This window comes from Microbacterium sp. SS28, assembly GCF_022761035.1.
Classification (GTDB): domain Bacteria; phylum Actinomycetota; class Actinomycetes; order Actinomycetales; family Microbacteriaceae; genus Microbacterium.
Genome location: NZ_JAKWJP010000001.1, coordinates 844,444 through 871,053, shown reverse-complemented (window position 1 = coordinate 871,053; position 26,610 = coordinate 844,444). Strand labels below are relative to the sequence as shown.

21 protein-coding genes (1 of these 21 only partly in view) are annotated in these 26,610 nt (G+C 70.3%); 14 read left to right on the top strand and 7 right to left on the bottom strand.

Features of this window, described 5'->3' with window-relative positions:
* Window positions 1-369: 369 nt before the first annotated feature.
* Window positions 370-1,041 carry a TrkA family potassium uptake protein gene (locus MJ607_RS03960; RefSeq protein ID WP_243074222.1) on the bottom strand — a complete coding sequence of 224 codons (672 nt, stop codon included), beginning with the start codon at window positions 1,039-1,041 and terminating at the stop codon, window positions 370-372.
* Window positions 1,034-2,404 carry a TrkH family potassium uptake protein gene (locus MJ607_RS03955; RefSeq protein WP_243074527.1) on the bottom strand — a complete coding sequence of 457 codons (1,371 nt, stop codon included), beginning with the start codon at window positions 2,402-2,404 and terminating at the stop codon, window positions 1,034-1,036. The genes MJ607_RS03960 and MJ607_RS03955 overlap by 8 nt, the downstream gene beginning before the upstream one ends.
* A gap of 142 nt (window positions 2,405-2,546) precedes the next feature.
* On the opposite strand from MJ607_RS03955, the gene MJ607_RS03950 reads away from it, so the two are divergent.
* A complete protein-coding gene (locus MJ607_RS03950; protein WP_243074221.1) occupies window positions 2,547-2,972 on the top strand; it encodes a helix-turn-helix transcriptional regulator in 426 nt (141 codons plus the stop codon).
* Window positions 2,973-2,982: 10 nt separating this feature from the next.
* On the opposite strand, the gene MJ607_RS03945 is transcribed toward MJ607_RS03950, so the two are convergent.
* The 3 genes from MJ607_RS03945 to MJ607_RS03935 all read right to left on the bottom strand — a co-directional run bounded on the left by MJ607_RS03945 (window position 2,983) and on the right by MJ607_RS03935 (window position 5,075).
* Complete coding sequence (locus tag MJ607_RS03945) at window positions 2,983-3,255, bottom strand: hypothetical protein (RefSeq protein ID WP_243074220.1); 273 nt, start codon at window positions 3,253-3,255, stop codon at window positions 2,983-2,985.
* A 126-nt stretch (window positions 3,256-3,381) separates the two neighbouring features.
* Window positions 3,382-4,176, bottom strand: coding sequence for an ABC transporter permease (locus MJ607_RS03940; protein ID WP_243074219.1), 795 nt, complete (start codon window positions 4,174-4,176; stop codon window positions 3,382-3,384).
* Window positions 4,173-5,075, bottom strand: a complete 903-nt coding sequence (locus MJ607_RS03935) for an ATP-binding cassette domain-containing protein (RefSeq protein WP_243074218.1) — start codon at window positions 5,073-5,075, stop codon at window positions 4,173-4,175. Before MJ607_RS03935 ends, MJ607_RS03940 begins: the two co-directional genes overlap by 4 nt.
* Before the next feature lie 85 nt (window positions 5,076-5,160).
* On the opposite strand from MJ607_RS03935, the gene MJ607_RS03930 reads away from it, so the two are divergent.
* The 5 genes from MJ607_RS03930 to MJ607_RS03910 all read left to right on the top strand — a co-directional run bounded on the left by MJ607_RS03930 (window position 5,161) and on the right by MJ607_RS03910 (window position 7,220).
* Window positions 5,161-6,096 carry a TetR/AcrR family transcriptional regulator gene (locus MJ607_RS03930; protein ID WP_243074217.1) on the top strand — a complete coding sequence of 312 codons (936 nt, stop codon included), beginning with the start codon at window positions 5,161-5,163 and terminating at the stop codon, window positions 6,094-6,096.
* A 102-nt stretch (window positions 6,097-6,198) separates the two neighbouring features.
* Entirely contained in the window at window positions 6,199-6,390 is a 192-nt protein-coding gene (locus tag MJ607_RS03925; RefSeq protein WP_243074216.1) for a helix-turn-helix domain-containing protein, read from the top strand.
* Window positions 6,391-6,471: 81 nt separating this feature from the next.
* Window positions 6,472-6,570 (top strand): 30S ribosomal protein bS22, encoded by a 99-nt coding sequence (locus tag MJ607_RS03920; RefSeq protein WP_003792170.1) that lies wholly within the window; start codon window positions 6,472-6,474, stop codon window positions 6,568-6,570.
* An 80-nt stretch (window positions 6,571-6,650) separates the two neighbouring features.
* The gene (locus MJ607_RS03915) at window positions 6,651-6,944 is read left to right on the top strand and encodes a rhodanese-like domain-containing protein (RefSeq protein ID WP_243074526.1); all 294 of its coding nucleotides are present in this window, start codon (window positions 6,651-6,653) and stop codon (window positions 6,942-6,944) included.
* 33 nt (window positions 6,945-6,977) lie between these two features.
* Entirely contained in the window at window positions 6,978-7,220 is a 243-nt protein-coding gene (locus MJ607_RS03910) for a glutaredoxin family protein (protein ID WP_243074215.1), read from the top strand.
* Window positions 7,221-7,234: 14 nt separating this feature from the next.
* On the opposite strand, the gene MJ607_RS03905 is transcribed toward MJ607_RS03910, so the two are convergent.
* The gene (locus MJ607_RS03905) at window positions 7,235-8,026 is read right to left on the bottom strand and encodes a tyrosine-protein phosphatase (protein WP_243074214.1); all 792 of its coding nucleotides are present in this window, start codon (window positions 8,024-8,026) and stop codon (window positions 7,235-7,237) included.
* Between the two features lie 113 nt (window positions 8,027-8,139).
* Complete coding sequence (aspS, locus tag MJ607_RS03900; RefSeq protein WP_243074213.1) at window positions 8,140-9,495, bottom strand: aspartate--tRNA(Asn) ligase; 1,356 nt, start codon at window positions 9,493-9,495, stop codon at window positions 8,140-8,142.
* 98 nt (window positions 9,496-9,593) lie between these two features.
* On the opposite strand from aspS, the gene MJ607_RS03895 reads away from it, so the two are divergent.
* The 8 genes from MJ607_RS03895 to MJ607_RS03860 all read left to right on the top strand — a co-directional run.
* A complete protein-coding gene (locus MJ607_RS03895) occupies window positions 9,594-10,256 on the top strand; it encodes a DedA family protein (RefSeq protein ID WP_243074212.1) in 663 nt (220 codons plus the stop codon).
* 33 nt (window positions 10,257-10,289) lie between these two features.
* A complete protein-coding gene (locus tag MJ607_RS03890) occupies window positions 10,290-10,787 on the top strand; it encodes a DUF6264 family protein (RefSeq protein ID WP_243074211.1) in 498 nt (165 codons plus the stop codon).
* Window positions 10,788-10,825: 38 nt separating this feature from the next.
* Window positions 10,826-11,455 carry a histidine phosphatase family protein gene (locus MJ607_RS03885; RefSeq protein WP_243074210.1) on the top strand — a complete coding sequence of 210 codons (630 nt, stop codon included), beginning with the start codon at window positions 10,826-10,828 and terminating at the stop codon, window positions 11,453-11,455.
* A 76-nt stretch (window positions 11,456-11,531) separates the two neighbouring features.
* Window positions 11,532-12,164 (top strand): TlpA disulfide reductase family protein, encoded by a 633-nt coding sequence (locus MJ607_RS03880; RefSeq protein WP_243074209.1) that lies wholly within the window; start codon window positions 11,532-11,534, stop codon window positions 12,162-12,164.
* Window positions 12,165-12,178: 14 nt separating this feature from the next.
* Window positions 12,179-12,991 carry a cytochrome c biogenesis protein CcdA gene (locus MJ607_RS03875; protein ID WP_243074525.1) on the top strand — a complete coding sequence of 271 codons (813 nt, stop codon included), beginning with the start codon at window positions 12,179-12,181 and terminating at the stop codon, window positions 12,989-12,991.
* Window positions 12,972-14,726 (top strand): cytochrome c biogenesis protein ResB, encoded by a 1,755-nt coding sequence (locus MJ607_RS03870; protein WP_374238024.1) that lies wholly within the window; start codon window positions 12,972-12,974, stop codon window positions 14,724-14,726. Before MJ607_RS03875 ends, MJ607_RS03870 begins: the two co-directional genes overlap by 20 nt.
* A gap of 9 nt (window positions 14,727-14,735) precedes the next feature.
* Window positions 14,736-15,782, top strand: a complete 1,047-nt coding sequence (gene ccsB / locus MJ607_RS03865) for a c-type cytochrome biogenesis protein CcsB (protein WP_243074208.1) — start codon at window positions 14,736-14,738, stop codon at window positions 15,780-15,782.
* A gap of 274 nt (window positions 15,783-16,056) precedes the next feature.
* A protein-coding gene (locus MJ607_RS03860) for a Calx-beta domain-containing protein (protein WP_279234289.1) crosses the window boundary here: on the top strand, window positions 16,057-26,610 show its beginning. It continues 21,087 nt past the right edge of the window; 10,554 of the gene's 31,641 nt are visible here — the first part of the coding sequence; the start codon lies at window positions 16,057-16,059; its stop codon lies off the right edge, out of view.

Genomic DNA, 26,610 nt, shown 5'->3' with positions numbered 1-26,610 from the left:
TACATAGCAACACTGAATACTGAGAATTCTCGGGATGCCGCGACGCGCGTCGCTCAAGGCCCCGCCGGTGCCTGCTGGGGGTGAGATGGTGTCGCGTGCCGGGGAGGGAAGCGGCCGGGACTCACCCCCTCGGTGCAGGGCGCGGCCGTGTGGGGTGAGGTTGTGTCGCGTGCGAGGGCGCGATGCGGCTGGTGCTCACCCCCTCGGTGCGGGCCGAGGAGGGGGGTGAGGTGGTGTCGCGTGCGCCGGGCGGAGGCGGCCGGGACTCACCCCATCGGCGCCGGGTGCGGCCGTGTGGGGTGAGGTGGTGTCGCGTGCGCCGGGCGGAGCCGGCAGGTGTTCACCCCGAAGCGTGCCGGGGGAGCCGACTCAGCGGTCGAGGCCCGCGAAGCGCTCGATGTCAGAGTTCGTCCCCGACACGATGATGAGGTCGTGGTTGGTCACGACGGTCGCTGCCTCGGCGTAGCGGAACGGCTTGCCGGGGCTCTTGACCCCCACGACGGTGACGTTGTACTTCGAGCGCACGCCGGATTCGTTGAGACCGACGCCCCGGATGAACTTGGGCGGATACATCTTGGCGAGCACGAAGTCGTCGTCGAAGCGGATGAAGTCCAGCATCCGTCCGCTCACGAGGTGCGCGACGCGCTCGCCGGCCTCACGCTCGGGGTAGATGACGTGGTTGGCGCCGACGCGCGCGAGGATCTTGCCGTGCGACTGCGACACGGCCTTCGCCCAGATCTGCGGCACCTTGAGGTCGACGAGGTTCGCCGTGATGAGGACGGATGCCTCGATCGACGAGCCGACCGCGACGACCGCGACCTGGAAGTCCTGCGCGCCGATCTGCTTGAGGGCGTCGATGTTCTTCGCGTCGGCCTGCACAGTGTGCGTCACGCGCTCCGACCACTTCTGGACGAGCTCGAGGCTCTCGTCGATCGCGAGCACTTCGCGGTCGAGCCGGTCCAGCTCGCCGGCGCAGGCGGCACCGAAGCGCCCGAGGCCGATGACGAGGACGGGTGCGTCTCCGCGGATCTGCTCAACCAACGATCGGCCTTTCCACGGGCAGTGAGTACAGCTGGGAACGGGATGTCGCAGCCACGGCCGCGGCCAGAGTCACTGTACCAACGCGGCCCATGAACATCGTCAGGGCCATGACGTAGATGCCGAGGTCGGGGAGCTCGGCGGTGAGGCCCGTCGAGAGGCCCACGGTCGCGAAGCCCGAGATGACGTCGAAGAGCACATCCTCGACGTGCGCCTTCGTGACGTGCGAGATCGCGATCGTAGACAGCGCGACGATCGTCGCGCCCCACGCGACGACCGAGAGGGCGACCCGCTGGACATCGCTCGGGATGCGGCGTCCGAACGCCTGGACGGACTGGCGGCCCTTCGCCTCGGACCAGACGGCGAGGGCGAGCACTGCGAGGGTCGTGACCTTGATGCCGCCCGCCGTGGAGGCCGAGCCGCCGCCGACGAACATGAGCATGGAACCCACGACGAGCGACGACCCGTTCAGCTCGCCGATGTCGACGACCGAGAATCCGCCTGAGCGCGTCATCGCCGACATGAAGAACGACTGGAAGACGGTGTCCCACGCGTTCATGCTGCCGAACGTCTTGGGGTTGTCGAACTCGAGGGCGAGGAACGCGATCGCGCCCGCGAAGAAGAGCAGCACCGTCGTGATGAGGGTGAGCTTGACGTGCAGCGACCACTGCCGCACGTGCCACTGGTGACGCCACAGCGCGAGGATCACGGGGAAGCCGATCGATCCGAGGAAGACGCCTGCCATCATGACGGTGAGGAAGAAGTAGTCGGTCGCGAACGGCTCGAGGCCCCCCGCGTTCGGCGTGAAGCCCGTGTTCGTGAACGACATCGCCGCGTAGTACGGGGCTTCCCACAGTGCCGTCAGGGGGTCCACGCCGCCGATCAGCAGCGACGGGTACATCAGGATCGCGAGCCCCGCCTCGATGATGAGCGTCGAGAGCGCGACGGTGCGCAGCAGCAGGCCGACCTCGCCGAGACGCACGGTCTGCCCCTCGTTGACGGGGCCGCCGTGCGCGCGCATGGGGTTCGTGTCGCCCGCCGCGATGAGCTTGGCGCGCAGCCCGAGGCGCTTGGAGATGATGAGGCCGAGGATCGAGGCGAGCGTCAGGACGCCGAGGGCACCCACGTTGACGCCGATGTAGATGATGACCTGGCCGAAAGGCGACCAGTACGTGCCCATGTCGACGGTCGACAGGCCCGTGACGCAGATCGTCGAGACGGCCGTGAAGAGCGCGTCGGCGAAGGGCGCTTGCGTGCCGGTCGCCGTCGCGACCGGCAGCGACAGCAGGAAGGTGAACAGCAGGATGAGCGACGCGAAGATGAGCACCGCGAACCGCGCGGGCGACGACGTCGTGAGCGAGCGCATGTCGTCGAAGAAGCGCCTGAAGAACCCACCGACGCCGAAGCGGGAGAAAGGGCTGACGGGATCCGCCGCCATTCTTCGCCCCCTTTAACTCGCCGAAACCCCAGTCATGGTATCCCGCCAGGTGCGCGGCTAGTCTGTCGACATGGCGGACATCTTCGACGTGATCGCAGACGGCACACGGCGCGAGATTCTGCAGCTCCTGTTGTCTCGGTCCGCGGATGGTGAACGCGGAACGAGCGTCTCGCACATCGTCCACGAGCTCGGAGTCAGCCAGCCGACCGTGTCCAAGCACCTCAAGGTGCTGCGAGAGGCCTCGCTCGTGTCAGTGCGCGAGGAAGGCCAGCATCGCTACTACAGCCTGTCGCCGGCGCCGCTCGACGAGGTGGACGACTGGCTCGTCCCGTTCATCGTCGGCGACGACGACGAGGACTTCGCGTATCCGCTCACGACTCCCGTGCTGACCGACTCCGCGGCGCACGCCGCCGAGGTCGTCGGCCGGGCCGCGGCATCCGCGAAGCATGCCGTCACGAGCGCCTTCAAGCCGTTCAGGGACCGCCCCGGCCGCTGAGCGGCCACCGTCACGAGTTCGGCTGAGTCTCGTCGCTTCGACGATCGGGAAGCTGTCGATCGTCGTCGTCGGGCGCTGCGGGACCGCCGGGGAAGGCGGGGCCGACGTGCGCCCAGCCGCTCGCGTGGTGCGACCCGAGCACCCATCCGACGGCCGCGCCGCCCGCGAATGTCGCGCCGAGCAGCAGCACGCCGCCGACGATCGAGCCGATGATGAGGCCGAGGTGGGAACGGCGTGCGGGAGCCGCCGGCGCCGATGCCGGCGGGGGAGTCTGATCTGTCATGCCGTCAGTGGAGCAGACCGCATGATGGGCGACCGCAGAGCGGGCTATGGATCCGCTGGAAGATCCGCAGCCGCCGCTGCGCGCCGGCTCAGGCCTTCGCCCTTCGGTACGGCGCAGCGCGGCTGCTCAGGACACCGCCTTCCGCCGGAAGAGCCACGCGCCCCACACGAACGCGATCGCGAGGATCGCGAGGCACCAGAACAGCGCCCACCACGGCTCGGTGTCGAGCGGTGTGCCGAGCAGCAGTCCGCGGAGGGTCTCGATGATGGGGGTCACGGGCTGGTTCTCGGCGATCCACTGCAGCCACTCGGGCATGGTCGAGACCGGGACGAAGGCGCTCGAGAGGTACGGCACGAACAGGATGATGAAGCCGTAGCCGCTCGCCGCCTCGGGGCTCCCCGCCGCGAGGCCGATCGCCGCGAAGAGGTACGTGATGGCGAGGATGTACAGCGCGATGAGCCCGATCGCCGCGACCCATTCCCAGAGATCCGCCGTCGGCCGGAAGCCGAGCAGCAGCGCGACGCCGATGACGACGCCCGTCGCGAGCAGGTTGCGTACGAGGCTCGCCACGACGTGCCCCGTCAGCACGGCGCTCGCGCGCAGCGGCATCGTGCGGAACCGGTCGATGATTCCGTGCTTCATGTCGTTCGCGACCGAGACGGCGGTCGAGGCGGCGCCGAACCCGGCGCACAGCAGGATGATGCCGGGCACGACGTAGTCGACGTAGCCGCCCGACGGATCGATCGCGCCGCCGAAGACGTAGGTGAACAGCACCATGAGCAGCACGGGCAGCATGACCGCCATGAGCAGCGACTCCACGTCGCGCAGCGAATGAGTGAGGCTGCGGCGCACGAAGACGCTCTCGGCCGTGAGGCCCGTGATGCGGGGGCGGACGCGCTGCGGCGCGAGTGCGACGGTCATGCGGACTCCTCGATGATGGCGCCCCGCGACGAGGACGGGGTCTGGTCGGTGAGCGAGAGGAACACGTCGTCGAGGGTCGGGCGGCGCAGCGACACGATGCCCTCGGCGCCGGACTCGTCGAGCAGGTCGAGCGCTCGCCGCAGGCCCGAGACCGAGCCGTCGGTCGCGACCTCCCGGATGACCGCGTCGTGGGCGTCGCGCAGCTCGACGACGTCGCCGCCGATGCGCGACTTGAGCGCGGCGGGCGTTCCCTCGGCGGCGATCCGGCCGTCGTGCAGCACCGCGATCCGGTCGGCGAGGTGGTCGGCCTCCTCGAGGTACTGCGTCGTGAGGAAGACTGTCGTCCCCGAGTCGGCGAGCGAGCGGATGACGCTCCACAGCTCGCGTCGGCTGCGGGTGTCGAGCCCCGTCGTGGGCTCGTCGAGGAAGAGCACTTCGGGGGCCACGACGAAGCTCAGCGCGAGGTCGAGGCGCCGCCGCATGCCGCCCGAGTAGGTGCCGACCCGGCGGGACGCGGCATCCGTCAGATCGAAGCGCTCGAGAAGCTCGCTCGCGCGCGCCCGCGCCGCGCGGGTGTCCAGGCCCGAGAGCCGGCTCAGCATCACGATGTTCTCGGTGCCCGTCAGGATGTCGTCGACGGCGGCCGACTGCCCCGTGAGCGCGATCCGGCGCTGGACCTCGACGGGGTCGGCCGAGACCTCGAAACCCGCGACGGCCGCCGAGCCCGCATCGGGGCGGAGGAGTGTCGTCAGGATCGAGATCGTCGTCGTCTTGCCGGCGCCGTTCGGGCCGAGCAGCGCGAAGATCTCGCCCGGGGCGACGTCGAGGTCGATCCCGTCCAGGACGGTCCGGCCGGCGTAGGCCTTGCGCAGACCGCGTACAGCGATGGCGACATCCATTCTTCGTCCTCTCAACTGTGTACGTGCGAAACTGTTTATGAAGGTAACACACTGTTTACGAGATATACAGTCCTAGACTCGGGGCATGGCGCCCGAACCGGCTGAGCTCGACCTCCCGCGCGGCGTCGCGCTCGCGTGGGGCATCGCGGCAGACCCGCAGCGCGGTCCCAAGCGCGAGATGAGCGTCGAGCGCATCGTCGAGGCGGCGGTCGAGATCGCGGATGCCGAGGGCCTCGGCGCCGTCTCGATGGCGGCCGTCGCGGCGCGGCTGGGCTACACGCCGATGTCGCTCTACCGGTACGTGAGCGCGAAGGACGATCTCGTTCTCCTCATGCAGGAGGAGGCGACGGGCCTTCCGCCGCACGCGATCAGCGAGCTCGACGGCTGGCGCGCGCGGCTGGAGGCGTTCTACGGCGCCCTCGTGCAGGGCTACCTGCGGCATCCGTGGGTGCTCGACGTGCCGATCAGCGGATCGCCGACGACTCCCAACAGCGCGGCGTGGATGGATGCCGGACTCGCGACCCTCGCGCAGACGCCCCTGACGCACGACGAGCGGCTCGCGCTCGTGCTCGTCATCACGGGCCACGCGTACTGGACGGGGCGCGTGCTCGCCGGCTACGCCCGCGTGCAGCGGTCGACGGGGGAGGGTGAGGCCGACATCGCGCGCCGCGAGGACGCCCTCTACCGCGAGCTCATCACGGCCGACGCCTTCCCGCATCTGCGCGCCGCCGTCGACGACGGCGTGTTCCTGGACGACTCGGACCCGTTCTCGTTCGGGGTGGCACGCACGCTCGACGGCGCCGAGGCGTACATGGAGACGCGGGCCGCGGGAGGGCCGCTAGAGAAGAAGCAGTCCTGGATCGTCGACCCGGATGCCGAGGTGGCGTCTGACAAGCGCTTCCGGGAGGCGCGCAAGGGCGTGCGCGACGCGGAGCGCACGCTGCGCGACGCCCGCAGGCATGAGCGGCAGGTCGCGAGAGAGGCCGCGGAGCGGGCGCGCCGTGCCGCGCCGGACTCGTGAGCCGCGCGGTCACAGGAATCACATCAGCCACACCGGTTTACACGCGTCCCGGCTCGGCTCTAGAGTGTCCCCAGCACGCGTGAGTCACCGAGGGAGAGGACCATGGCCGAACTGCCGGATGTGCGCTTCCTGACCGTCGCCGAGGTCGCCCAGATCATGCGCGTGTCGAAGATGACGGTGTATCGCCTGGTGCACGCGGGCGAACTGCCCGCCGTGCGATTCGGACGCAGCTACCGCGTGCCCGAGTCGGCCGTCACAGACGCCCTGCAACGGCCGGTCGCCGACGTCGGCTAGACTAGTCCGAGGCATTTTTTCTCATCTGCCCGTACCCGGGCGCGCACAGCGCGTCCAGACCCTGACGTAGTGAGGTTTTCCGTGGGTTCAGTCATCAAGAAGCGCCGCAAGCGCATGGCGAAGAAGAAGCACCGCAAGCTGCTTCGCAAGACTCGCCACCAGCGCCGCAACAAGAAGTAAGCGGCCAATGCACCAAGCGCCTGTCTCCGGACGGGCGCTTCGTGTTATCCCGACCGTTCTTCCCCGACCCCGAGGGTGCCATGCAGTCCATCACCGTCCATGAGCTCCGCGGCCGCTCCGGCGTGCCGCTCATCGACGTCCGCGAGGTCGACGAGTTCGCGGCGGGCCACGTGCCCGGTGCCGTGAACCTGCCGATGTCGACGATCGGCGACCGACTCGAAGAGCTGCCCGAGGGCGCCTTCGACGTCATCTGCCAGGTCGGGGGTCGCTCGGCCCGCGTCGTCCAGGCGCTCGAATCGCGCGGCTACGACGCGACGAACGTCGACGGCGGCACGGGCGAGTGGGCTGCGGCGGGCTATCCGATCGAGCGCTGAGCCGGCATCCCGTCCCGCTCATAGGATGAACGGATGACGACGCTCACCCTCATCGGCAAGCCCGACTGCCATCTGTGCGACGTCGCGCGCGAGATCGTCGAGACCGTCGTCGCGGAACTCCCCGATGACTCCGTAGAGGTGCATGAGCGGTCGATCCTCGAGGATCCCGCGCTCTACGAGCTGTGGTGGGAGAAGATCCCCGTCGTGCTGATCGACGGGACGCTGCACGCGCACTGGCGCGTCTCGCCCGACCGCCTGCGCGCCGCGCTGGCCTGATCCGTCGCGGGGTCTCAGCCCGCGAGGCGCTCGCGCAGCGCCGCCAGCTCGGCCTCGGTCAGTCCGCCCGAGCGCAGGTAGGCCGCCGCGTCGCCGTGCTCGGCGGCGATCCAGTCGAGCGCCTGCTCGATCGCCTCCGCGGGTGAGCCCGTGACGAGCGTCTCGAGCGGGGGAGTCAGCGGGATGCCGAACTGGGCCAGCATCGCGAGCATGCCCTCGGCCCAGGGGCCCGCGAGGTTCTCGGCCGACGACGCGTAGTCCGCGACGATCGACGCGCGCTGCGCCCCGGCGGCGCTGAGCAGCACCGCCGTCGCGACGCCCGTGCGGTCCTTCCCCGCCGTGCAGTGCACGAGGACTGCCGTGGGCGCGTCGTCCCGCGACGCTGCGACGAGACGCGCGACCGAGGCGAAGGATTCCGCGCCGTGGGCCAGCATCCCGACGTACAGCTCGCCCAGCGTCGGCAGCCGGCTCATCGCGGCGGTGAGAGCCGCGGAGTCCGTCCCGCCGCCCACGGCCTGCAGCGCCTCGCCCGCGAGCTGGCCCATCGCACCCTCGAGCAGCGGCAGTTCGATGAGCTGCACGGAGCGGGATGCCGGCAGCCGGTCGGGCGCCATGGCGCGCTCTTCGGGTGTGCGGAAGTCCACGACGACGCCGATGGGCGTCGCCGCGAAGGCCTCGACCCCCGCGCGGGTCAGCGCCCCGAGCGCGTCAGAGCGGAAGAGCACGCCGGAGCGCGTCTCACCGCCGCCGTCGAGGGCGATGCCGCCCGTGTCGCGGAAGTTGTGCAGTCCCTCGATCGTCGCCACGAGCCCACCCTACGGGCGACGTGGTGTCACGAAACGAGGAGATGGGCGGGACCGAGGGGCTTCCGGCGGTGCCGGTCCTCGATTCCGCCCATCTCCTCGGATTCGCTCGCGCGTCAGGGCGCCAGGCGGGTCGGGCCGCGGAAGAGGTAGGTGACCTCGCGGATCGAGTCCTGACCGAGCAGCAGCATGAGCACGCGCGCGAGGCCCATGCCGAAGCCGCCGTGCGGCGGGGCGCCGTAGCGGAAGAAGTCGAAGTAGAAGTCGAGGTGCTCGGGGAGCAGCCCCTTCTCCTTCGCCTGCTCGATGAGCACGTCCACGCGGTGTTCGCGCTGCGCGCCCGTCGTGATCTCGACGCCGTTGAAGAGCAGGTCGTAGCTCTTCGTGAGCCCCGTCTCCTCGTCGCGCATGTGGTAGAAGGCGCGGATCTCGGGGTGGTACTCCGTGATGAACACGAACTGGTGCCCGTAGGTCTCGAGCGCGTGCGCCGCGATCTGACGCTCGCCCTCGGGGTCGAGGTCGCCGTCGGTGCGGGGGATCTCGTAGCCGCGGGCCTTGACGATGTCACGCGCCTCGGCGAGGGGGATGCGCGGGAAGGGGATCGCGGGCACCTGCACCTCGAGGCCGAAGAGCTCTTCGATCTCGGCGCCGTGCTTGTCCTTGACCGCCTGGATGCCGGCCTGCAGGAGCTCCTCCTGCATCGAGGCGACGTCCTCGTGCGAGTCGATCCAGCTGATCTCGGCGTCGACCGACGTGAACTCCGTCGCGTGGCGCGACGTGAACGACGGGTCGGCGCGGAAGGCGGGGGCGATCTCGAAGATCTTGCCGAAGCCCGCGACCTGCGCCATCTGCTTGAAGAACTGCGGCGACTGCGCGAGGTACGCGGTCTTGTCCTCGAAGTAGGGCACCTCGAAGAGCTCGGCGTTCGACTCGGACGCCGACGCCATGAGCTTGGGGGAGTGCACCTCGATGTAGTCGCGCTCGATCCAGTACGTGCGGAAGGCGTGCTCCAGCGTCGTCTGCACGCGGAAGACGAGGTTGTTTCGACGCTGGCGCAGGTCGAGGAAGCGCCAGTCCATGCGCTTGTCGAGGCCCGAGTCGGCCGCGATAGGCGTCTCGGGGAGCGCCGCCGCCGCGATGTCGAGAGCGCCGATCTTGATCTCGACGCCGCCGAGCTTGACGCGCTCGTCGTGCTTGAGCTCGCCGCGCACCGTCAGGAACGTGCCCGTCGAGAGGTTCGAGATGAGATCCGTCAACGCGAGCGCCGCCTCGTCCTGCGGTTCGGCGCCCTCGGCGACCGAGGGGTCGACGGGCCGGGTGGCCGGGTTGACGAGCTGGACGGCGCCGGACTCGTCGCGCAGGATGACGAATTGCACCTTCTTCTGATCCCGGACGGTCTCGACCCATCCGGAGACGACGACGGGACCGTCGGGGAGACCCTGCAGCTGCTGTACCAGGACGCGTTCACTCACAATCGACCAGTCTAGTTCGAGCGATCTCCCGGCGATTCTTCACGTGCCCGTAACGCGTTCCCAGGTGCGCGTTACCTGCCTCGCCTAGCGTCGAAGGCATGGCGACGACATCCGATGGCTCCTGGCTCACCGCGCTCGTCGACTGGGCGGTCTCGCTCATGGAGGTCATCGGCCCGGCGGGCGCGGGCATCGCGATCGCCCTCGAGAACCTCTTCCCGCCGCTGCCGAGCGAGGTCATCCTGCCGATGGCGGGGCTCACCGCGAGCCGCGGCACCTTCACGCTCTTCGAGGCGCTGCTGTGGACGACGCTGGGGTCGATCGTCGGCGCCTTCCTCCTCTACGGGCTCGGCCGCTGGCTGGGCGCCGACCGGCTGCGCGCCCTCGCCGTGAAGGTTCCGCTGCTGCATCCCGAAGACATCGACCGCACCGTCTCGTGGTTCGAGCGGCACGGCGGCAAGGCCGTCTTCTTCGGACGGATGCTGCCGATCTTCCGGAGTCTCATCTCCATTCCCGCGGGCGTCACGCGCATGCCGATGTGGCGGTTCGGGCTGCTGACGGCCGCCGGAAGCCTCGTCTGGAACTCCGTCTTCGTGCTCGCCGGGTACCTCCTCGGCGAGTCGTGGCACGTCGTCGAGGCGTACGCCGACATCCTCCAGTACGTCGTCGTGGGGGCTGCCGCGCTCGGTGTCGCGTGGTTCCTCTACGCGCGCACGCGCACTCTTCTGCGGCGCAGAGCGGATGCCGCGCCCGCGAGTGACTGATGCGCGGCGGTGCGGCATCCCTATGATGGCGCCGTGACCACGCCTCCGCCCGTTCCGCCCGCAGGCCAGCCCTCGCCCTCGCCGCAGTCCGGGTACCCGGGCTATGCCGCGCCGAACACGCCGGGCGGGTACGCCGCGCAGGCGCCGGGCGCGTACCCGCCGCCCGTGTACGGCGCGCCGCCGTCGCGCCCGCCGCGCCAGCCCGTGCAGGTGTGGGACATCGTGCTCACGATCGTGTTCCTCGTGGGACTCGTGGTGCTGACGGCCTTCGCCTCGTTCGCGGGCCTGTTCCTCGTGATGGCGTCCGACTCGTGCGGCGCCCGGGACTGCAGCGTCGAGCTCATCACGACCGGCTGGATCGTCGGCACGCTGCTGCCGTGGGTCGTGCTGATCGCGGCCGCGATCGTGTCGATCGTGTTCATGGTCAAGCGGAAGATCGCCTTCTACATCCCGCTGCTCGGCGCCGTCGGGGTCGCCGGCGCGCTCGTGCTGGGCTTCGTCATCGCGGGGGCGGGCGTCCCGTCCGCGTGATCCGGAGCACCGGACACCCGTCGCCGTAGACTGGGCGCGTGCCTGCCGATCGCCTCCATCTCGTGCGTCACGGAGAGGTCGACAACCCCCGTCGCATCCTCTACGGCCGACTGCCCGGCTACGGTCTGAGCGCCGACGGGCGCCACATGGCGCAGCAGGCCGCCGACTACATCGGGCGCCTCGCGCGTCCCGTGACGGGACTCGTGTGCTCGCCGCTGCAGCGCACCCGCGAGTCGGCCGAGCCGTTCGCCGCGAAGTTCGAGCTCGAGCCGGTCATCGACGAGCGGGTCATCGAGCCGACGAACGTCTTCGAGGGCCGGCGCATGAACCGCGCGCTGCTCAACCCCGCCAATTGGCGCCACCTGGCGCAGCCCGCCGTCCCGAGCTGGGGCGAGCCGTACGCGCAGGTCATCGCGCGCATGGACGCGGCGATGCGGGATGCCTGGTCCTCCGCCCCGTCGGGGGACGTGGTGATCGTCTCCCACCAGCTGCCCATCTGGATCACGCACCTGTGGGTCATGGGTCAGCCCTCGCGCCACGACCCGCGCCGCCGTCGCTGCGCGCTGTCGAGCGTCACGAGCTTCGATCTGCACGAAGACCGCTGGGTCGAGGTGAGCTACGCCGAGCCCGCATCGACGGCGGGAGCCGTCGACGTCGGCGCCGTCTGACCACTCGCCTGCATGGCGAGTCGTGTACAGCCGACACTCAGCCGGCCCACAGATGCCGCGCACGTAGACTGACGTGGTGCCCGCCGAACGCCTTTCTCCCGCGCGCGCCGGGCGTCCCGCATGGCGGGGCGCGGCATCCGTCCTCGCTATCGCGGCGCTCGCCGCCGGCCTCGCCGCGTGCAGCGCCGACCCCCTCGCCGAGCAGTACCGGGCGGGCGACAGCAAGGGCTTCATCGCGGGCGACTCCCGCGTCGTCGAGATCGCGCCGGACGATCGCGGCGAGCCCGTCGCGTTCTCGGGAGCGACCGAGACGGGCGAGACGGTCGGCAGCGACGACTACGCCGGCGGCGTGCTCGTCGTGAACTTCTGGTACGCCGCGTGCGGTCCGTGTCGCGCCGAGGCGCCCGAGCTCGAAGAGGCGTTCGCGACTTTCGAGGGGCAGGACGTCGCGTTCCTCGGCGTCAACACGAGCGATTCACCGGATGCCGCAGCCGCCTTCGCCGACACCTACGGCGTGACCTACCCCAGCCTCATCGCCGCCGACGACGGAGCCATCAAGCTCTCGTTCGCGCAGCGCACCCCCATCAACGCGACGCCCACGACGCTCGTGCTCGACAAGGAGGGACGCGTCGCCGCCCGCATCATCGGGCAGCTGATGGACGCCTCGATCCTCGAGACGCTCGTGCGCGAGACACTGGAGGAGTCGTGAGCATCGACGCCGTCATGGCGGGCGGGGCGCTCTGGGTCGCTCTGCCGATCGCGCTGCTCGCGGGACTGCTGTCGTTCCTCTCGCCGTGCGTGCTTCCGCTCGTGCCGGGGTATCTCGGCTTCATCGCCGGCGCGGTCGCACCGCGCAGCGTCTCCCAGAATCGGACCATTCGACCGGATTCGGACGAATCGGGCGAATCCATCCGAACGAAGCGGAATGATCCGACGACCGTGGCGCTGGAGTCGCCGACGAAGTCGCGGCTGCTGCTCGGCGTCCTCCTCTTCATCGCGGGGTTCACTGTCGTCTTCATGGCCGTCACGATCCTCGGCGGCACGCTCGGGCAGTTCTTCCTCGCGTACAACGAGATCATCACGCGTGTCCTCGGCGTCGTCGTGATCATCCTCGGCCTCGTCTTCATCGGCGTCTTCGGCTTCGCGCAGAAGACCATCCACCCGCACGTGCAGGGCAACGCGGGCCTCATCGGCGCGCCGCTGCTGGGCATCGCGCTCGGCATCGGCTGGACGCCCTGCATCGGGCCGACTCTCGCCGCGATCCTCTCGGTCTCGTGGAACCTCGGCGACCCCGGCCGGGCGGCGCTCCTGGGTCTCGCATACTCGCTCGGGCTCGGCATCCCGTTCATCCTGCTGACGCTCGGATTCGGCTGGGCGACGCGCTCGGTCTCGTTCCTGCGCCGACACATCCGCGCCGTCAACATCATCGGAGGAATCCTCCTGATCGCCCTCGGCGTGCTCATGGTGACGGGCGTCTGGAGCGCCATCATGGTGCAGCTGCAGGGGGTGCTCACGAGTGTCCCCCTTCCTCTCTGACCCGCCCACCGGCCCGTCGGATCCGCGCGAGGCGGGCGCGACGGCGGGCGCCGATCCGCTGCGTCCTGCCGATCACGCCGACAGCGGGGGTGGGGACGACGTCGTCCAGCCGGCGCTCGGCCCCATCGGGTGGCTGCGCTGGGGCTGGCGCCAGCTCACGAGCATGCGCACGGCGCTCGTCCTGCTGCTGCTGCTCGCGATCGCGGCGGTGCCGGGGTCGATCGTCCCGCAGCGGACGGCCGACCCCAACGGCGTGACGCAGTACTTCACGGACAACCCCGAGCTCGCGCCGGTCCTCGAAAACCTGCAGCTGTTCGACGTCTACTCGTCCGCCTGGTTCTCGGCGATCTACATCCTGCTGTTCGTGTCGCTCATCGGCTGCGTCATCCCGCGCACGAAGCACCACTGGAAAGCGCTGAAGGCGCGCCCGCCGCGGACGCCCGCGCGCCTCGCGCGACTCGACGACCATCGCGAGACCGTCGTCGAGCTGTCCGCGGACGAGGACGCCCAGGATGCCGCATCCCGCGCCGTCGACCTGGCCGCCGATCAGCTCAAGCGCTCCGGCTACCGCGTCGAGCGCTACGACTTGGCGAAGTCCTTCTCGGTGTCGGCGGAGCGCGGATACCTGCGCGAGACGGGCAACCTCGTCTTCCACGGTGCGCTGGTCGGCGTGCTGCTCGCGGTCGGCATCGGCGGAGGCCTCACGTACACGGGGCAGACCGTCATCATCGAGGGGCGCACCTTCGTCAACACGATGCTCGACTACTCGTCGTTCAACCCGGGCCGCTTCGTCGACGAGGAGCGCCTGACGCCCTATTCGCTGACGCTCGACGACTTCGCCGTCAGCTACGTCCCCCGCGGCGAGCAGGGCGCGGGGCAGGCGGGCGACTTCGTCGCGCACCTCACGACGCAGTTCGCGGGCGAAGAGCCGCAGACGGGCGACGTGCGCGTCAACCACCCGCTCGAGATCGCGGGCGACCGCGTCTACCTCATGGGCAACGGGTACGCGCCGACGATCACGATCCGCAACGCGGACGGCGACGTCGTCTTCGACGAGTCGGTGCCCTTCCTGCCGCAGGACACCAACATGACCTCGCTCGGCGTCGTCAAGGTGACCGACGGGCTGCCCGAGCAGCTCGGCATGATCGGCTTCTTCTACCCGACGCAGGCTCCCCTCGAGAGCGGCGCCTTCACCTCGGCGTACCCGGCGCTGGTCAACCCCGTCCTGACCCTCAACATCTACGAGGGCGACCTCGGCATCGACGACGGCACGCCGCGCTCGGTCTACACGCTCGACCCGACCGGCATGGAGCAGCTCACGGGCGGGAAGACCGGCGTCGACTCGATCGAACTCGCCCCGGGCGAGACGCAGGACCTGCCGAACGGCCTCGGCACGATCACCTTCCAGAACGACGCGCCCGCGGGTGCGACGGGCTACGACGACTCCGTCAAGCGGTACGTCTCGCTGTCGCTGCACCGCGACACGGCCGCCCCGTTCGTGCTCGTGTTCGCGATCCTCTCGCTGCTCGGCCTGCTCGCGGCGCTCTTCGTGCCGCGCCGCCGCATGTGGGTCAAGGCGACGCCCGACGGCGGCAGCGTCCGTCTCGAGTACGCCGGCCTCGCGCGCGGCGAAGACCCGACGCTCGCGGCATCCGTCGACGACCTCGTGCGCCGCCACACGGAAGCCCTCGATCGGCCCTCCGCGCCCCACGGCGCGCCCGAACCCCGCACGTAGACTGGAATCATGCCCGAAACGCTGTCGCTCGACTCGGTGTCCGTGCTGCTGGTGTGGACGGCGATCGCGATCTACGCCCTCGCCTTCATCGCGTACGCCGTCGACCTCGCGCGCCGCGGTGCGCTGGCCGCGGATGAGAAGGATGCCGCAGACGTGCGCGAGCTCGTCGGAGTGGGCGCCGCGGCATCCGGTCGCGGGTCGGTCCGTGCGGCCGGAGCGTTCGGCGAGACGGCCGAGGATGCCGCTGTCGACGCGCGTCCGGGCCGCCGCAAGGGCCTCGTGTGGGCCCGCATCGGCACCTCGCTCACGGTGCTCGCGTTCCTCTTCCACCTGGGCGGCGCGATCACGCGCGGCATCGCGGCGAGCCGCGTGCCCTGGTCGAACATGTACGAGTTCGCGCTGACGGGCACGCTGCTCATCGTCGCGGTCTACCTCGTCGTGCTCGTGCGCTACGACCTGCGGTTCCTGGGCGCCTTCATCATCGGCCTCGTCACGCTGCTGCTCGGCGGAGCGGCGACCCCCGCGATCTATGTCGGCATCACGCCGCTCGCGGACCCGCTCAAGTCGATCTGGCTCGTCATCCACGTCTTCGTCGCGTCGCTCGCGACGGCGCTGTTCGCCCTCGCATTCGCGCTCTCGGTGCTGCAGCTCATGCAGGCGCGGCGCGAGCGCAAGACGCTCGCGGCGGAGGCGGGCGAGGTCGTCAAGGGGAGCGGTCCGCGGTTCCTCCGGACGCTGCCGACGGCCGAGAAGCTCGAGTCCCTCGCCTACCGCTTCGCGATCCTCGGGTTCATCTTCTGGACCTTCACGCTCATCGCGGGATCCATCTGGGCGAACGACGCGTGGGGACGCTACTGGGGCTTCGACACGAAGGAAGTCTGGACGTTCGTCATCTGGGTGCTCTACGCCGGCTACATCCACGCGCGGGCGACCCGCGGATGGCGCGGCAGCCGCTCGGCATGGCTCTCGATCATCGGCTTCACGGCCGTCATGTTCAACTTCACGATCGTCAACATGTTCTTCAAGGGCCTCCACGTCTACAGCGGCCTGAGCTGAGTCGCGGCATCCACGATTCCGCTTCTGACCTGGGTGTAAAGCGGCTCTGATCGATCGCATGCCTCGTCCGGCATGCGAGTTTCGCGCCATGGATTCCGACGTACCCTCTTGACGCGGCGAATCGGCCGGGTCTAGCTTCCCGAGCGGAAGTCCGTAAACCTTCGGGGAATCGGGCTCTTGCAGTATTTCGGGGAACGCCTGGGGTTACGGGAGTCCACTGCAGTCCGGTGAGACGACCCTGGGCGCTGCCGTCCATTTCGAGGACAGGCGCGCAATGACTGGGGACGATGAACTGAGGCGCTCATGGAGCGCCCCGTTCCGTGCGATCGCGTTCGCGACCGCGCTCGTCGTCGGTCTCACGCTCACCGCACCGGCTGCCTATGGCGCCGTCGCGTCCGCGCCCGGCGTCCTCCCGGCAGGGTCGGGCGGGAGCGCGGCGATCCCCGTCTCGGTCGAGGGTGCGGGGGCACCGTCGGACGGGTCGGAGGTCGTCGGCGAGGCGGCGTTCCTGGACGTGCGCCCCTTCGACGTCACGACGGATCCCGCTGCCGAGCCGCCTGCCGAAGAGCCCGCCGCGGTCGAGCCGCCGGCTCCCGCAGAGCCCGTCGCAGACGTTCCGCCGCCCGCTGAGCCGGCGCCCGCGGAGCCCGTCGCCGAACCCGCTCCCGTCGAGCCGGCGGTCGTCGAGCCCGCTCCGAGCGAGCCCGCTCCCGCGACCGAATCCACGCCCGCCGAAACCTCTCCGGCCGAAGAGACCCCGGCCGAGCCCGCGCCGGTCGTCCCGGCGCCGTGGTTCCTGAGCATGACCGGCACGACGGCATCCCTCGTCTTCAACGGCGACGGCACGGTGACCTTCGACGGCGTCACGCGGTCGCTCGCCGAGATCTCGGAGATCCGCGTCACGGGCACGTCGGGCGACGACACGTTCACGATCGACTTCACCGGGACCGACCCCGGCATCACGATCGGCTTCGACGGCGCGGCCGGATTCGACACGCTCGTCACGAGCAACGCGGTCGGCGACTTCTCGTCCACCCCGATCGACGGCTCGTCCGGAACGATGCTGCTCGGCAGCACGCGGGTCGAGTACACGGGCATCGAGCCCATCGTCACCAACACCGGCGCGGCGGGCAACGCGACCTTCACGCTCGGCTCCGGGGACGACGACGCCGTGCTCGAGCAGGACGCCGGGATCCCCGGCAACCTGATCCTGCGCAGCCTCAACGCGATGTTCGAGCAGACGAGCTTCGCGCCGCCGACCGGCGCCGGCCTCACGCTCACCCTCGGCGGTGGCGGCGGCAACGACAAGCTCACGATCCAGGGCGTCATCAACCTCGGCATCGCGGCGTTCATCGCCGCGTTCGAGCGCATCGTCGTGAACGGCGCGACGATGACGGCCGGCTCGGTCGCGCTCAACGCGGCGGACTCCAACACCGACGGCATCCCGCTCAACGTCGCCGACTGCACCGACTTCGACGACTTCACCGTCATCAACTGCCTCGACCACGACGCGACAGCCGAGGTCATCGTCGACGGGAGCACGATCAATGCGGGGAACGTCGCCTTGACGGCGACGGCCACCGTCATCCCGGACGCCACGGCGGCGACGGCCTACGCCGTCATCGCGACCGCCAAGGCCACAGTCGATGTGCGGGGGGCCTCGCAGATCAACGCGACCGGCGATCTGACCGCGACGGCGACCTCGGTCGTCGGACCGTTCACGCTCAACAAGCGCTACGGCGACGCCGCGATCATCTTCTCGGACGCCTCCGCGACGATCGGCGGCGACACCGTCCTGGACGTCGACGGCGCCGCCACGATCAGCGCGACCTCGACCGTGACAGCCAGCGCGATCCCGCAGACGGGCAACGCGCAGACCGCCTCCAAGCAGTTCGACGCTGCGGTCGCGGTCCTGACCGTCGACGCCGACGTCATCAGCAAGATCACGGGCAACGCCCGCGCGACGGTCGGCGGCGCACTCGGCATCGCAGCCTCGAACGCCGCGACGCTCACCGCCACCGGCGATGCGTCGGCCGAGTCGAACGGCGCGGGCATCGCCGTCGTCTACCTCAACCAGACCACCGACGCCGCGATCGACTCCACCAACGCGACGGGCACGAGCGCGGCATCCGTCGCGATCCTCGCCGACCAGAGCGCGACAGTCACGGCGTCGTCGAAGGCCGGCTCCGACGGAGCGTCGGGCCAGAACAACAAGAGCCCCAACGCCCCCAGCCGGGCGAACGGGCAGGCGGCGAACGACGACGGCACCGCGACGACGATCGCCGGGGCCCTCGCGCTCACGATCCTCGACAACGACACTCGCGCGCGCCTGCAGGGAGCCACGGTCACGACCACCGGCGCGCAGACGGCGACGGCGAAGTCGAAGAACACGATCGCCACGACGGGCGACGGCGGCACGACGGCCGGCAGTGCGACCGGCGTCGGGGTCGGCGTCGCGATCAACATCATCACGCTGCTCACCGAGGCGTTCGTGCAGGCGGCGCACCTCGTGGCCGGCGGCGGTGTCACGGTCCAGGCTGACGCACCGGACGCGGGCGACTCGTCGTTCAGTGCGACGTCGATCTCGGGAGCGGGCGGCGGCGGATCGTTCAGCGGCGCCGGATCCCTCGCGCTCGACAAGATCACCTCGACCACGTCCGCCCGGGTCGCGGGCACCGGCAGCACGTTCGGCGGAGCGGATGTCGCGCTCAAGGCCAACGGCAACCACAAGAGCCACGCGAAGGCGACGTCCAAGCAGGACGGCTCGGGATCGGTCGGCCTCGGCGCCTCGGTCGCCTTGAGCCTCATCCGCAACGACGTGTTCGCGGGCATCGATCAGAGCGCGACGGCCTCCGGCATCGATGCGCTGTCGATCGAGGCGACGGGTACCGATGAGGCCACGACCGAGACCGAGGGCGGAGCCGAGGGCGGCACGTCGGCCTCGCTCACGGGCGTCGCGAGCATCGCCATCCACAACGTCCGCACGCGGGCGTCGATCCTCGGCGGACCCGCGTTCGCGACGACCGGCGGCATCACGGCCAAGGCCGACCAGACCGCGAAGGCGACGACGACGGCAGTGGGCGCCACGACGGCGGGCGCAGGAGCGAGCCTCGGGCTCACTATCGCGTTCGCCCTCACGAGCGCCGAGCACGTCGCCGAGTCGTCGATCGGCCGCGGAGTGACGGCAGGCGGCGACGTGTCGTTCACGGCGGAGGGCACGTCGACGACCGCGACGAGCGCCGAGGCGAGCGCGACGGGCGCGGAGGGCGAAGACGGCTCCGGCAAGGACTCGACGGGCAAGGACGCCAACACCAAGGCGAACGACAAGGCGGGCAACGCGGGCGGGCGCACGACCGGCGGCGCGGGCGGCGGCACGACGACGCCCGAGGCCAAGAACGAGGACGGCACGAAGGTCTCGGTCGCCGCGGCGATCGCGTTCAACATCGTCACGTCGGTGACGCTCGCGATGCTCGGCGACGGGCAGAGCCTCGCCACGACGGGAACCGCGACGTTCGATTCGAAGAACAACACGGATGCCTCCGCCACGGCGAAGGGGTCGTCCGAGAACTCGTCCAGCGTGGGCATCGGCGCGGCGCTCGCGGTCAACAAGGTGACGCTCATCAATCGCGCGGGCATCGGCGAGGGCGCCGAGCTGCACGCGACGGGGCTCACCCTCGGCGCGACCATGAAGGACAGCGGCGGCGACGACGAGCACACCTTCACCGCCGAGGCGGAAGCCGGAGCGAGCGGAACCGGCGGGACGCTCGGCGTGGCCGGTGCGTTCGCGCTCAACATCGTCGACGAGACGACGCGGGCCGCCGTCGAGGACACGACGCCGACGCTCCCCGTCCTCCCCGCTCCGCTGCCCGGCGTGTACCTCTCGGGGACCGGCGCGGTGGCGATGACGGCAGGCTCGAAGAGCAAGAACAAGGCGTCCGGCAAGGCCGAGCAGGAAGGCGAGGGCACCGTCGGCATCGGCGCGTCGTTCGCTCTCAACCTGCTCAATCTCGACGTGTACGCCGGGCTCGCGCAGGTCACGGACCCGACCCGCGGACCACCCGTCAGCGGCGCCGGAGTCCTGACCATCGAAGCAGCACACGAGGTCGAGATCACGACCGAGGCGGAGGCCGGGGGAGCGGGCGGAAGCGTCACGATCGTCCCCGCCGTCGCGATCACCCTCGCAACAATCCACACCAGCGCCTCCCTCGGAGCCGCAGCAGCAGCACTCCAGGCCACGAGCATCGACGCTCAGGCCACCCAGACCGCCACCGCGGAGACCACCGCGAAGGGCTCGACGGTCGCCGGCTCCTCTGCCGGCATCGGCGTATCGCTCGCGCTCGCCATCCTCGACGACATCGTCGCCGAGTCGAGCAGCGCTCGCAGCATCACCGCCGCCGGAGCCGTCTCGTTCCAGGCCACGCAGTCGGTCGACGTCACGACGACCGCCGAGGCCGCCACGAAGGGCGCCGACCCCTCCGAGGGCAAGGACGACGGCGGCAAGGACGTCAACGAGAAGGCCGACGACAACCTCTCGAACGCGAACGACACACGCGACGACAACACGGCATCGCAGACCAAGAAGAGCGAGACCCCGAAGGGCTCCACGAGCGAAGACGGCGGCAACTCGATCTCGATCGCCGGCGCCATCGCGATCAACATCGTCGCCTCGACGGTCCGGGCGTTCTTCGCCGACGGCCTCGTCATCACGGCGGGCGGCCTCGTCACCCTCAAGACCCTCGCGAACACGGATGCCGCAGCCTCCGCCGCGGGCGACTCGGCCACCGACGGCTCCGTCGGCGTGGGCGCCGGCGTCGCGGTCCAGGCGATCGAGATCCTCAACCGCGCAACGACGGGCGCCACGACGATCACCGCGACGGGCCTCGTGCTCTCGGCCGGCATGCGCGGCGGCGACGAGAACGACGTCATCCGCCACTGGAACGGCTCCGAATGGGAGATCGTCGACGAGGGCAAGGAGCTGCCTGGCCCCTCGAAGGACGACCTCGTCTACGTCAAGACGAGCGACGGCTCGGGCGGCAACGACGGCCTGTGGAAGTTCTCGGGCGGATTGCTCTCGCCGTGGTCGCTCGACGAGGACGTGACGATCACCGAGGGCGACACGCTCCCCGGCTCCCCGGCGAACGGCGACTACTTCCTGCTCACCGTCGCGAAGGACGGCAAGCCCGCGAACAGCGTGTGGAAGTACAACGGCACGACGTGGATCTGGGTCACCTCCGACGTCGTGAACGAGAAGAGCGAGCTTCCCAAGGACGACATCGACGAGGACACGTGGTTCCGTCTCACGGAGCAGGACGGCTCGAAGGCGCCCGGCTTCTACAAGCGCAACGACGATCACGAGTGGATCGCCCAGGCCTCCGCGACGATCACGGACGGGCCCGACCTGCCCACGACCCCGACAACGGATCAGCTCTTCCGCCTGTGGGAGCACGAAGTCACCACGACGGCCCGCGCGGGAGCGAGCAAGTCGACGAGCGTCGGCGTCGCGGGGGCCGCGGCGATCAACGTCCTGGGCAACCAGACCGAGGCCTTCGTTCCGGCGACCGCATCCGTCACGCTCTCCGGGGCCGACTCGACGGTCTTCGCGCAGAGCAATGAACGGGATGCCGCGACCGCGACCGCGAAGGCAGAAGTCGGGTCCGCGACCGGGGTCGGTGCATCCTTCGCCCTCCAGGTCATCGACGGCAGCGACGTCACAGCCGAGATCAACGACGGAGCCGGATTCAGCGGAGCCGGCGCCCTCGCGATCGACGCCCGCGGCCTGCGCGACATCGTCACGAAGGCCGAAGGCGGAACGACCGGCGGCACGGCGATCACACCGGTCGTCGCGATGGTCGTGAGCGTCGACGACGACGTCACGGCCCGCTTCGGCACCGGCGCCGCCTACACCGGCACGGGCGCTCTCACCGTTTCGGCACGGCACATCCTCGGCGTCGAGACCGAGGGCAACGCCGACGCCGCAGGCAAGAGCACGGCGGTCGGCGCCGACCTCGCCCTCAACCTCGTCGTGGGCTGGGACACCCTCGCCGAACTCGCCCGGGCCGCGACGGCGACGAGCGTCGCGGTGACGGCGGCCTCGGAGGCGCGTACCCTCGCGAAGGCCGTCGCGAGCGCGAAGGGCGCGGAGGAGAGCGACTCCGACGGCGACAGCAAGGCGAACGGGCAGGCCAACGGCGACAACCCGAACACGCAGGGCACGCAGTCCTCGACCTCGAGCATGCCGTCCTCCAACGGCGGCACGAACGGCACGAACGGCGCGAACGGCGCCAACAGCGCCCAGTCGGGCCAGTCGGGCCAGTCCGGCTCGGGCGGCAGCAGCACGACGGCTGTCGCGGCCGCGGTGTCGGTGAACTGGATCGTCGCGACATCCGCAGCCAAGATCTCGAACGCCGTGGCGGTGACGGCGACCACGGGCGCTGTGACCGTCTCGTCGACGTTCCTGCTGTCGGGCAGGGCGCTCTCGATGGGATCGGCGATCGACCTCGACTCGGACGGCACGCGCGTCGGCGCGGCGATCGGCCTCAACGTCCAGGACGCGCACAACACGGCATCCGTCGCCGGCGGCGCGCACCTCACGGGCCAGACCGGGATCACCGTCGCGGCGGGGCTGCCCGACGGCGGACGCAACGACTTCATCGTGTGGGCCTTCGCGGCCGCAGGCGGCAAGAGCACCTCGGTCGCGGGCAGCGCCGCGGTGCAGATCTTGCTGCTGACGACCGAGGCGAGCATCGGCCAGGGCGCCGAGCTCGACGCCCCCGCGGGCGGAATCGCCGTCACGGCGGGGCAGGCGATCGGCCTGCAGAACCTCGCCATCTCGGGTGCGCTCTCGACGAACTCCGGCGCTGCGATCGGCGGCGCGTTCCTCGTGAACTACCTCGAGGTGAACACGCGGGCCTGGATCGACTCGAGCGTCGGGACGCAGACGAAGGCCGACGCGACGGGCGAGATCGCCGTCACCTCGTCGAGCACCCTCGTCGCGCTCGTCCCTGAGGTGCCCGAGCCCGTCAAGGGCAAGATCGACTGGCTGCTGCTCACGAACGTCGCCATCGCGGGTGCCGCGAGCTCGGGCGGCGCAGCCGTGACGGGTGCGTTCATCGTGAACATCCTCAACTTCTCGACGCGCTCGTGGATCGCCGCGGGCGCGCAGCTCAACCAGGAGGGCCTCGTCGGCGGGGCAGGACAGGATGTCACGGTCCGGGCTCAGGACAGCATCGCCCTCGTCGACGTCGGCGGCACGCTCGCCCTGAGCAAGAGCTCGGCGGGCGTCGGCATCACGGTGGTCGTCGAGATCTCGAACTCGGATGTCCGGGCACGCATCGATGACTCGGCACATGTCCGCGCAGGCGGATCCGTGACGGTCGAGGCGCTCTCGGTCGAGGACTGGTTCGTCCTCGCCGTGGCGGGCGCCGGCAGCGCAGGGTCGGTCGCCGCGACCGGGTCCGTGCTCGTCGTCGTCGCGAACCAGGGCGGCTCGTCCCCGCAGACCCTCGCTCAGATCGGCGATGCCGTGATCGATGCGCTCGACGACGTGTCGGTGCACGCGAAGAAGACGGTCTCGAGCGACCTCGCGAGCGGCAACCTCTCGGTCTCGACGAGCGGAGCAGGCGTCGGAGCCTCGGTCGCCGTCCTCGTCCGCGACAACGACGTGACCGCCCGCATCACGGACGGCGCCGACGTGCGCGCGCGCGACGACCTCTCGGTCATCGCGGAGCAGACCGGCGACTACCTGCTGCTGGCCGTCGGGGGGGCAGGCGGCCAGTCAGCAGGTGTCGGCGGATCCGTGACGGTGAACGTGCTCACCGACCACACGACGGCATCCATCGACGGCGGGGCGAAGGTCAACTGCGTCGGCGTCTCGTGCACGAACTCCTCGCCCGTCCTCACGCAGGACGTCGTCGTCACGGCTTCCGACCACACGTCGGTCCTCGCCCTGGCGGGCGTCCTGGCGGTCGGCGGCACCGCGGGCGTCGGTGTCGGAGTCGACGTCGAGGCGATCAACAAGACCACTGCGGCATCGATCGGGGCGGCAGCGACAGTCCGGGCCAACGGCGACATCGTCGTGCAGTCGACCTCGAGCGAAGACCTCAAGTCCATCTCGGTGGGCGGCGGAGGCGGCGGCACGGCGGCCGTCAACGTCAACGTCACCGTCCCCGTCATCAACATCACGACCACCGCGACGGTCGGAGCGGGTGCCGACCTGCGCGCCGGCGGGAACGTGCTCGTCATGGCGGACGAGTCGATGACGCTCTTCACGATCGCCGGCAACATCTCGGTGGGCGGCACCGCGGCCGTCGGAGCCGGCGTGGCCGTTCCCGTCGTGACCAAGACGACGAGCGCCACGATCGGCGCGAACGCGCGGGTCACGGGCGCCGCGATCGCGGGCCACATCTCGCACACGACGGTGAACGCAGGCAGCTACGCCACCACGGGCACCGACACGCGCTTCGACCCCCGCGGCGTCCAGGGCGGCTGGCCCGTGCCCTTCCCGGGACCGCAGAGCCCCTTCGACGGCAAGGGCCTCGTCAACGGCACGACGATCAACCTCGGCTACACCCACAACTTCAAGGGCGGCCAGGAGGTCATGTACGACGCCGGCGGCGGCGTCCCGATCACGGGCCTGACGAGCGGCCAGCGGTACTACGTCATCCCGGTCTCCTCGACCGCCATCACGCTCTGCACCAAGCGCGGGCCTCCCGTCACGCCGGGCTCCGACGAGTTCTCGTGCGAGGCGGGCTTCGACGTCACCGGCCTGTCGCTCCCCGTCGGCGCGATCATGGGCGAGAACCACCGCTTCGTCCCCACGACCGAACCGGGCGTCGCCTCCGATGTCAGCCCGCGGTTCACGGCCGAGCGCGCCGTCTCGGTCGGCGGCAACCACCTCGTCCTCCCGTACATCCTGTTCGAGGACGACGGCACCACCCCGATGGTGCTCCACAACGGCGACCCCGTCATCTACAGCGCGGGCGGCGGCACCCCGATCGGCGGACTCGTCGACGGGAAGACCTATTTCTTCTTCACGGCGAACCCGGCGGACGACGTCGACTTGAGCCACGTCCAGCTCGTCGACACGAAGTGCAAGGCGACCGGCAAGAAGGACGACTGCAACACCCCGGCCGACATCGCGCGCGGCACCCCCATCGACTTCACGTCGACCGGCAGCGGACGCTCGCACAGCCTCGTTCCCTCGGGCATGCTGCCCGCCGGACCCGGTTCGGAGGTCGGCCCCCAGGTCATCGCGGCACCGGTCCGCGGCGGCTTCGGCGGAGTCGCCGTCACCGCCTCCAACAGCGACTACCTCGGCTCCATCGGCATCGCGGCGGGCGGCGCGGGAACCGCGGCCGTGAGCCTCTCCGGCTCCATCGCCGTCGTCACCGTGCACACGACGGCCACGATCGGCACCGGCGCCAAGATCAACTGCGCCGCACTCGACGTCGCGTGCGCCGCCAACGACGCCTCGGCGTCGGTCAGCCAGTCGGTCCTCGTCTCGGCCGTCAGCAACTTCCGCACCCTCGGCATCGCCGCATCGATCGCGATCGGCGGATCGGCGGGAGTCGGCGCCTCGGTCGCCGTGCGGATCGTCGAACTGCACACGGATGCCTCGATCGCCGGCAACGCCGTCGTCAACGCCCGCAACAACATCGAGATCCTCGCCGACGCGCAGACCTCGGTCATCTCGGTCAACGCGGCGGCGGGCGGCGGAACGGTCGGCGTCGCGGGGACCGTCGGCGTCACCGTCATCGACGAGTTCACGAACGCCTTCACGGGCAGCGGAGTCACGCTCCGCGCCGACAACAACATCGGAGTCTTCGCCAAGAGCTCCTCGAAGCTCATCCTCATCACCGCCTCCATCGCCGCCGGGTACGTCGGCGTCGGCGTCGGCGTCGGAGTGGCCGTCATCGAGAAGACGACGAAGGCCTATCTCGGCCAGAACAACGTCGTGGTCGTCAAGGCGCAGGGCGGCGGACTCACGGGCGTCTCGAACGGCGCGCTCGGCGCCAGCGGATTCCCCACCGTCACCTTCCGCGGGCTCGTCGTCCAGTCGGCCTCGAGCGAGAAACTCTTCGGGCTCGTCGCCGGTGTCGGCGCCGGGTTCGTCGGAGTGACCGCCAACATCGGCGTCAACGTCTTCACCGTGACGACGCAGGCGTACCTCGACCTCGGCACGACGGTCAACCGCGACGGCAAGGGCACGCTCACGACGGCCGACGACTCGATCGTCGCGGGCGTGAACGCCGCGCAGGGCGTCTCGGTCACAGCGACCGACCTCTTCGACTCGCTCACGTTCGCGGGGGGCGTCGCAGGCGGCTTCGTCGGGGCCGCGGGCGGCATCGACATCGGCGTCGCCTCGATCACCGTCAACGCCTACCTCGCGACGGGGACGGATGTCTGGGCCCAGGCCGCTGTCCACGTCAACGCGCTCGCGATCAAGAACGTGCAGTCCTACGCCGTCTCGATCGGCGGCGGCTTCGTCGGCGTCGCCGGCGCCGTCTCGGTCTGGTCCATCGGCACAGCGCCGACCGCCTCGTACTCGACCGACTCCCACGGACCCCACCGCGGCGCGTGGGACATCACGAAGTCCTACGCCTCGGGCGACGTCGTGACACACGCCTCGAAGACGTGGGTCGCGAAGAAGAACAGCACCGGCGTGACGCCCGGCTCGGACGGCACGATCTGGCAGGAGGACGTGCCCAAGAACGCGACGAACGGCGAGGGCACCAACGGCCAGCAGCAGGCCGACCAGGTCGCGTCGGGCGACGGCAGCAACGCGCCGGCCCCGGCGTGGAACGGTCCGTCGGCGTACGCGAAGGGCGAC

What these genes read in the sequence shown, in the direction of transcription:
- MJ607_RS03935 (WP_243074218.1), bottom strand. Translation starts at nt 5,075, where the DNA reads ATGGATGTCGCCATCGCTGTACGCGGTCTGCGCAAGGCCTACGCCGGC.
- MJ607_RS03915 (WP_243074526.1), top strand. Translation starts at nt 6,651, where the DNA reads ATGCAGTCCATCACCGTCCATGAGCTCCGCGGCCGCTCCGGCGTGCCG.
- ccsB (WP_243074208.1), top strand. Translation starts at nt 14,736, where the DNA reads ATGCCCGAAACGCTGTCGCTCGACTCGGTGTCCGTGCTGCTGGTGTGG.
- MJ607_RS03895 (WP_243074212.1), top strand. Translation starts at nt 9,594, where the DNA reads ATGGCGACGACATCCGATGGCTCCTGGCTCACCGCGCTCGTCGACTGG.
- MJ607_RS03930 (WP_243074217.1), top strand. Translation starts at nt 5,161, where the DNA reads ATGGCGCCCGAACCGGCTGAGCTCGACCTCCCGCGCGGCGTCGCGCTC.
- MJ607_RS03955 (WP_243074527.1), bottom strand. Translation starts at nt 2,404, where the DNA reads ATGCGCTCGCTCACGACGTCGTCGCCCGCGCGGTTCGCGGTGCTCATC.
- MJ607_RS03925 (WP_243074216.1), top strand. Translation starts at nt 6,199, where the DNA reads ATGGCCGAACTGCCGGATGTGCGCTTCCTGACCGTCGCCGAGGTCGCC.
- MJ607_RS03950 (WP_243074221.1), top strand. Translation starts at nt 2,547, where the DNA reads ATGGCGGACATCTTCGACGTGATCGCAGACGGCACACGGCGCGAGATT.
- MJ607_RS03945 (WP_243074220.1), bottom strand. Translation starts at nt 3,255, where the DNA reads ATGACAGATCAGACTCCCCCGCCGGCATCGGCGCCGGCGGCTCCCGCA.
- MJ607_RS03910 (WP_243074215.1), top strand. Translation starts at nt 6,978, where the DNA reads ATGACGACGCTCACCCTCATCGGCAAGCCCGACTGCCATCTGTGCGAC.
- MJ607_RS03875 (WP_243074525.1), top strand. Translation starts at nt 12,179, where the DNA reads ATGGCGGGCGGGGCGCTCTGGGTCGCTCTGCCGATCGCGCTGCTCGCG.
- MJ607_RS03940 (WP_243074219.1), bottom strand. Translation starts at nt 4,176, where the DNA reads ATGACCGTCGCACTCGCGCCGCAGCGCGTCCGCCCCCGCATCACGGGC.